The sequence below is a fragment of the Stenotrophomonas sp. genome, from assembly GCF_059505245.1.
The window spans coordinates 277,860-284,189 of the sequence record NZ_JCACKF010000045.1 but is presented as its reverse complement, the minus strand read 5'-3'; the positions used below and the strand labels follow the sequence as shown (position 1 = coordinate 284,189).

The following is a 6,330-nucleotide window of genomic DNA, read 5'->3' as shown; positions in this document are numbered from 1 at the left end:
AGGGGCAGGCCGGGCAGGACACGCCGCAAGTACGTCCCTGTAGGCTCGGCCACGGCATCCATGCCGTGGACGGTCCTGCCCGGCCTGCCCCTCCCCCTCTCCGACAATTTCCCGCAGGCGCGGCCGGACCGCCCGAAAGCGGGGGCAAAAGCGGAGGTTCATGGCTTCGGAAGCACCGCGGGCCGCTGCTGCGGTGGGTGCGGGCCGTTGGTCCGCACTGCTCGTGCCTTTAAAGAGCCAACCCACCGCGCTCGCGGGGTGATGGGAGGGCAGCGGGGGCCGGGCGGGGCAGGACCGTCCGCGGCATGGATGCCGCGGCCGAGCCTACAGGGACGTACTTGCGGCGTGTCCTGCACCGTCCGGCCCCCGCTGCCCCACCCGACACCAGGCAGGCGCAACGCTTTCCCCACTACACCCCCATTCAGAAAAACCTATTGATAGGAATGAAATTAGTAGTATCCTATCTATCTCTTATGGACCGACCCCTCGACGAGCGCACCGTGCTGCAGATGCAGCTCAGCTCCGGCCTGCTGTACGCAGGGCGGCAGTGGCAGCGCCTGGCCGACAGCCGGCTCGGCAGCTACGGCATCTCCACCGCCTGCACCATGCCCCTGCTGATGATCGGCCGCTCCGGCGGTGGCATCCGCCAGGTGGCGCTGGCCCAGCAGCTGGGCATGGAGGGTCCTTCCCTGGTGCGCCTGCTGGACAAGCTGTGCGCCAGCGACCTGGTCCGCCGCGAGAGCGACGCCAGCGACCGCCGCGCCAACCTGCTGTGGCTGACCGACGCGGGCCATGCGCTGGTCAGCGAGCTGGAAGACCAGTTGATCGGCCTGCGCCAGGACGTGTTCGGCGAGCTTTCCATGGATGAACTGCACGCCGTGCTGAAGGCATGGCGCCTGCTGGCCGAGGCCGCCGACCGCATCACGTAAGACCGCTGCCCCCGAATACCGCCGCTGCCGTGCACACGCCAGCGGCTTTTACCCGTTGCTGTTGTTTCGTTGTTCCTCCCCTCCCCCACCTCGCCCCCGCCCCTACCGATGCCCGGTGAATTCAGTCTCCACGGAGTGTTCGTCCCGACCCTGCTCGGGCTGATGTTGTTGGCCTACCTGGTCAACAGCGGCCTGCACGCGCTGCTGCAGCGTGCCGGCGCCTATCGCCACGTATGGCACCCGGCGCTGTTCAACCTGGCCCTGTACGGGATCGTGCTTGGCCTGCTGTTCCACCTCCTGCGTTGGATGCAATCGTGAACAAGATCGTGAAGAAGACCCTGCCGGTGCTGCTCACCAGCGCAGCCGTGATCATCGCCCTGCTGGTGCTGCGCCAGCTGTGGGTCTATTACATGGATGAGCCGTGGACCCGCGATGCCCATGTCGGCGCCGACGTGGTGCAGGTGGCGCCGGACGTGTCCGGGCTGGTGGAAACGGTGCAGGTGGCCGACAACCAGGCGGTGAAGAAGGGTGACCTGCTGTTCGTGGTCGACCGCGCCCGCTACCGCATCGCGCTGGAGCAGGCCCGCGCCAACCTGGCCGAGCGCCAGGCATCGGTGGCGCAGCTGCGCCGCGAGATCGGCCGTGACCGCAGCCTGCAGGACCTGGTCGCCGCCGAGGACGCCGAAGTGCGCCGCGCCAAGCTGCAGGCCGCACAGGCTGCGCTGGCCACCGCACAGGCGGCGGTCGACCTGGCCGAGCTCAACCTGGGCCGCACCGAAGTGCGCGCACCGGCCGACGGCCGGGTCAACGACCGCACCCTGCGCGTGGGCGACTACGTGGTAGCCGGCAAGCCGGTGCTGGCGCTGCTGGATACCGGCTCGTTCCGCATCGATGGCTACTTCGAGGAAACCCGCCTGCGCGGCGTGGCCCCGGGGCAGCGCGTGGACATCCGCCTGATGGGCGAGTCGGCCCCGCTGCGTGGCCATGTGGAGAGCATCGCCGCCGGCATCGAAGACCGCTACCGCAGCAACGGCAGCACCCTGCTGCCGAACGTGACCCCGGCCTTCGACTGGGTGCGGCTGGCACAACGCATTCCGGTGCGCATCGCCATCGACGAAGTACCCAAGGGCGTGGAACTGATCGCCGGCCGTACCGCCACGGTGACCGTGGACACCGGCCGCCATCCGCACACCGACAAGGCCGGCACTGCGCCGACACAGGCGGGCCTGTGAACGCCGCCCTGCCCCGTCTCGGCCTGATCGTTGCGCTGGCCAGCCTGGCGGCCTGCAAGACCGTCGGCCCGGATTACGCCCTGCCGGAAGGCTCGGCCTTCAAGCGCCCGCAGGCCAATGCGGCCTTCATCGATACGCAGAACCCGCAGGTGGCCGCCAACCAGGCGCTGCCCGACCGCTGGTGGTCGCTGTACAACGACCCGGTGCTGGACGGCCTGATCACGCAGGCGCTGCGTGACAACGTCGAGCTGAAGGCCGCCGATGCACATCTGCGCCGTGCCGCGGCGGTGTACGAGCAGGCGCTGGACGCCGGTGGCTTCGAGTACGAGGCCGAGGCCGGGGTCAGCCGCGCGCAGCTGTCGGCCGAATCGTTCCTGCAGGAGCACGAGCTGCCGGTGATCAACCTGGCCGATGGCAAGTTCGCGGTCAGCTACCAGTTCGACCTGTTCGGCAAGCTCAAGCGCGGCGCCGAGGCAGCGCGTGCCGACGAGCAGTCCGTTGCTGCCGCGCGCGACCTGGCCCAGGTCAGCGTGGTCGCGCAGGTGGCCGACAGCTATCTGGAAATCTGCCACGCCAACCACGAGCTGCACGTGGCCGAACATTCGCTGCAGCTGCAGCAACGCAGCCGCACGGTCACCGAGCGCCTGATCGCGGCTGGCCGTGGCACGCCGCCGGAACTGGCCCGCGCCAATGCCCAGGTCGCGCTGCTGGAAGCCGCGCTGCCGCCGCTGCGCGCGCAGCGTTCCGCGGCCGCCTATTCGCTGGCCGCCCTGCTCGGGCAGACCCCGGGCCAGCTGCCGGCCGGCGTGATCGACTGTGCACACGCCCCCGGCCTGGCGCAGCCGCTGCCGGTCGGTGATGGCCGTGCACTGCTGCAGCGCCGCCCGGACGTGCGCCAGGCCGAACGCAAGCTGGCTTCGGCCACCGCGCGGATTGGCGTCGCCACCGCTGAGCTGTATCCGGACATCCGCCTGGGGGCCTCGCTCGGTGCCGCCGGCCTGCTGGAGGATTTCGGCACGCCGATGACCCAGCAGTGGTCGATCGGCCCGCTGATCTCGTGGACGCTGCCGTCGTCCGGCACGCACGCACGCATCCACGCCGCCGAGGCGGGTGCCGATGCCGCGCTGGCCGAGTTCGACCACACCGTGCTGCAAGCGCTGCGCGAGACCCAGACCGCGCTGGACCGCTACGCGCAGGACCTGCGCCGGCTGCAGTCGCTGCGCACTGCGCAGGAACAGGCCGCATTGGCCGCCGAGCAGAACCGCCGGCTGTACCAGGGTGGCCGCACGCCGTACCTGTCCAGCCTGGATGCCGACCGCAGCCTGGCCACCAGCGATGCCACCCTGGCGGCCGCCGAAGCGCAGGTCTCGCGCGACCAAATCCATCTGTTCCTGGTGCTGGGCGGTGGCTGGCAGGCAAGCGCCACCGCGCCCAACGCCTCGACCGCAGCGAAGTAAACCATGAACGCGCTGACCGACCGCCAGGCCTGGCTGTTCTCGATCAAGACCTACCTGGCCGCGGTGGCCGCGCTGTACATCGCCATGGCCGGCAACCTGTCGCGCCCGTACTGGGCGATGGGCACGGTGTACATCGTCAGCCAGCCGCTGCTGGGCCCGACCCGCGCCAAGGGCGTGTACCGCATCGTTGGCACCCTGGTGGCCGGCCTGGCCACCCTGCTGGTGCTGCCGGCGCTGGTGGAAACGCCGCTGGTGCTGAGCGCGGCGATGTCGATCTGGCTGGCCGGCTGCCTGTTCATGGCCCTGCTCAACCGCGGCCCGCGCGGTTACGCGTTCCTGCTGGCCGGCTACACCACCGCCTTCATCGGTTTCCCTGCGGTGACTTCGCCGGAGACCATCTTCGACACGGTGGTGGCACGCAGCGAGGAGATCATCCTCGGCACGGTCGTGGCGGTGCTGGCCGCTTCGCTGCTGTTCCCGGCCTCGGTACGCCCGATGCTGCGCGCGCGCATCGGCAACTGGATGGAGGACGCCGCGCAGTGGTGCCGGCAGATCCTTGAACGTGGACGCGCGCACGCGCCGCGCAACCGGCTGGCCGCCGACCTGGTGCAGTTCGAGGCGCTGATCGAATTCCTGCGCCGCGATGATCCACGCCATGCCGGTTCGGCAGTGTCGATGGAGCGCCTGCGCGAGCGCATGCTGCTGCTGTTGCCGGTGCTGTCCTCGATTGCCGATCGCCTGAGCGCGCTGCGCAGCGATGGCCAGGCCCTGCCGGATGGGCTGCCGGCGCTGGTCGACGACATCCGCGATTGGCTGGATGGCCCGACCAACGCCAGTGAGTACGCGCGGCTGCGCGCGCGCATCAGCGCGCTGAAGCCGCAGGTGGACCGCGACCTGCAGCACCTGCAGCTGGCCAGCCTGCTGCTGCGCCTGGAGGAACTGGTGGACCTGTGGCAGGACTGCCGCACCCTGCAGCACGCCATCGACCACGGCACCGCGCCGCTGGACCGCGCGCATTACCGCATCCGTACCGAACGCGTAGCCGCTGACAAGCACGTCGACTACGGCATGGCGCTGTTCTCCGCGCTCAGTGCCGGCGTGGCACTGATGAGCTACTGCGTGCTGTGGATCGCGCTGGGTTGGGAGGGCGGTGGCAACGGCGCGATGATGGCCGCGGTGACCGCGGCGTTCTTCGCCGCGCAGGACGACCCGGCACCGAGCATGGTGTCGTTCCTGGTGTGGGCCATGGTCGCCTCGGTGGTGGCCGGCGTGTACCTGTTCGGCGTGTTCCCGGCCGTGCACGACTTCGGCCTGCTGGCGCTGGTGTTGGCGGTGGCGTTCCTGCCGCTGGGGCTGATGCTGCACCGCCCCAAGAGCGCGCTGTTCGCACTGCCGCTGACGGTGAACCTGGCCGCGCTGCTGAGCCTGCAGAACACCTACAGCGCCAACATCCAGACCTTCCTCAACTCGTCGATCGCGATGTTCATCGGCATTGGCTTTGCGGTGGTGATGACCCGCCTGTTCCGTTCGGTGGGTGCCGAGTGGACCGCGCGCCGGCTGGTGCGGCAGGGCTGGACTACGCTGGCCGAGGCCGCCGAAGGGCGCGGCCAGCAGGACCGCCAGCGCTTCGCCGCACGCATGCTCGACCTGCTGGGCCTGCTCGCGCCGCGCCTGGCGGCAACCCCGGAGGGCAGCGACATCGCCTCGGTGGATATGCTCAACGAAGCGCGCATCGGCCTGAACATCCTGCAGCTGCGCCGCGCGCGGCTGGAACTGCCCGAGCGCAGCCGCGAAGCGGTCGAGCACATTCTTGAGGAGATCGCCGCGCACTACCGGCGGCAGATTGCCGCACGCAAGCCGATGGTGGCGGCCGACGCATTGCGCGAGCGGCTGGATACCTCGCTGGGGCGGGTCGGCAGCGTAGCCGCCTGCAAGGCACGCGACGAGGCGCTGATGGGCCTGATCGGCCTGCGCTTCGCGCTGTTCCCGGAGGCGAAGGCGCTGGCGCCGGGCCTGGCCATGAGTGCAGCCGAACAGCCGTAGCGCGATACCCTGTGCGTCCACAGACCCCGTTGCCGGGGTCGGATCCTTCGCTGCGGGCGAAGGCTCTGACCCCTGCTCTGCACAGGAAGCTCCAATGAGTTACGACATGATGGTGTTCGAGGCCAGCGCCGCACCACGCGAGGCGGCAGCTTTCATCGCCTGGTTCGAAAAGCAGACGCAGTGGAACGAGCGCCACGAGTACGACGACCCGGCAGTCAGCAGCGCGGCGCTGCAGGCGTGGTTCGCGGAGATGGCGCAGGACTTCCCGCCGTTGAACGGCCCATTGAGCAACGACGATGACGACCGCGCCGAGGTGACCGAGTACAGCATCGGCCAGCAGGTGATCTACGGTGCGTTTGCCTATTCGGTGGCCGAACGCGCGCACGGCCGCGTGCAGGACCTGGCCGACAAGCACGGCGTGGGCTTCTTCGATGTGAGTGCCGATGAAGCGGCGATCGTGTTCCCGGATGGGCTGGTGTTGATCGCGGAATAGGTGTGGCGGCAGGGCTGCGCCCTGCACCTGCCAAGGCAACGTCAACGTCAAAAGCGGGTATTCCTTGGGATGGCGGGGTGGGGGCGGGTTGTGGGGGCGCCGGTAAACCCAACAATGGGGGGTGGTGGGGGCCACCAAGCCGCGCACACCCCCCCAACCCGCCCCCCCCCCCCCTC

6 protein-coding genes are annotated in these 6,330 nt (G+C 69.6%); all 6 read left to right on the top strand.

Annotated features, from left to right (window positions below; translation table 11 throughout):
* The first annotated feature begins 473 nt into the window (after nt 1-473).
* The 6 genes from AC5JLE_RS18860 (at nt 474) to AC5JLE_RS18835 (ending at nt 6,154) form a co-directional block, all read left to right on the top strand.
* Complete coding sequence (locus tag AC5JLE_RS18860) at nt 474-929, top strand: MarR family winged helix-turn-helix transcriptional regulator (protein WP_012481667.1); 456 nt, start codon at nt 474-476, stop codon at nt 927-929.
* 108 nt (nt 930-1,037) lie between these two features.
* On the top strand, nt 1,038-1,247 hold the full coding sequence (locus AC5JLE_RS18855; protein ID WP_010487502.1) for a DUF1656 domain-containing protein: 210 nt from the start codon (nt 1,038-1,040) through the stop codon (nt 1,245-1,247).
* Nucleotides 1,244-2,161: an efflux RND transporter periplasmic adaptor subunit gene (locus AC5JLE_RS18850; protein WP_049420768.1), complete on the top strand. Its 918-nt coding sequence runs from the start codon at nt 1,244-1,246 to the stop codon at nt 2,159-2,161. The genes AC5JLE_RS18855 and AC5JLE_RS18850 overlap by 4 nt, the downstream gene beginning before the upstream one ends.
* Nucleotides 2,158-3,618 (top strand): efflux transporter outer membrane subunit, encoded by a 1,461-nt coding sequence (locus AC5JLE_RS18845; protein WP_126411544.1) that lies wholly within the window; start codon nt 2,158-2,160, stop codon nt 3,616-3,618. The genes AC5JLE_RS18850 and AC5JLE_RS18845 overlap by 4 nt, the downstream gene beginning before the upstream one ends.
* Nucleotides 3,619-3,621: 3 nt before the next feature.
* Nucleotides 3,622-5,661, top strand: coding sequence for an FUSC family protein (locus AC5JLE_RS18840; protein ID WP_495233492.1), 2,040 nt, complete (start codon nt 3,622-3,624; stop codon nt 5,659-5,661).
* Between the two features lie 94 nt (nt 5,662-5,755).
* On the top strand, nt 5,756-6,154 hold the full coding sequence (locus AC5JLE_RS18835) for a hypothetical protein (protein ID WP_241884717.1): 399 nt from the start codon (nt 5,756-5,758) through the stop codon (nt 6,152-6,154).
* Nucleotides 6,155-6,330: the final 176 nt, after the last annotated feature.

Bases quoted from the DNA above. Each gene is read 5' to 3' on its own strand.
- AC5JLE_RS18860 (WP_012481667.1), top strand. From the start codon at position 474: ATGGACCGACCCCTCGACGAGCGCACCGTGCTGCAGATGCAGCTCAGC.
- AC5JLE_RS18855 (WP_010487502.1), top strand. From the start codon at position 1,038: ATGCCCGGTGAATTCAGTCTCCACGGAGTGTTCGTCCCGACCCTGCTC.
- AC5JLE_RS18840 (WP_495233492.1), top strand. From the start codon at position 3,622: ATGAACGCGCTGACCGACCGCCAGGCCTGGCTGTTCTCGATCAAGACC.
- AC5JLE_RS18835 (WP_241884717.1), top strand. From the start codon at position 5,756: ATGAGTTACGACATGATGGTGTTCGAGGCCAGCGCCGCACCACGCGAG.